This window comes from Leifsonia sp. SIMBA_070 (assembly GCF_046534635.1).
Classification (GTDB): domain Bacteria; phylum Actinomycetota; class Actinomycetes; order Actinomycetales; family Microbacteriaceae; genus Leifsonia.
In genome coordinates this window covers 1-462 of record NZ_JAWRYK010000030.1, presented here as the reverse complement: position 1 = coordinate 462, position 462 = coordinate 1, and the positions used below count along the sequence as shown (strand labels likewise).

Below are 462 nucleotides of genomic sequence, written 5' to 3'. Positions count from 1 at the left end.
AGTGCACAGCTAACCGCGTCGGCGAACGGCTTGCTGGATGAGCTGGTCAGACTAGCTCACGCGCTTAAGCCCATGCGGGAGGCTGCACGACCCGGTATCGATGTCGGGCCGTTGCCCGGCAGCTACACACGCTCGTTGACTCCCGACGATGCCCCGCATGTACTGGTTCTGCAGCGATGCTGCTGGGTCGACGAGGCGTTGAGCAACGAAACGCTAGACCTCGCTCCGCTCACCGAGACCCTCGAAGATGTGCAGACCTGGCTCACCGACTGGGAGACCATCGGACTCTGGCTCCATGGTCGTCTCATCGGAATGGTTCGCGCTCGATGCGCATCGCGAACAGGGCACATCGGCAGACTCGCCGTCGTTCCAGACCTCTACAGACGGGGACTCGGGCGCTGGCTCCTCCGGCACGCGACGGATGCTCTCGCCAGCTCCTGCGACCGAATAGAGCTCAGCACC

1 protein-coding gene is annotated in these 462 nt (G+C 63.6%); it reads left to right on the top strand.

The features are described from left to right. Positions 1-72: 72 nt before the first annotated feature. On the top strand, positions 73-462 hold a 390-nt coding region (locus SB754_RS19250; protein ID WP_410784019.1), incomplete at its 3' end, for a GNAT family N-acetyltransferase.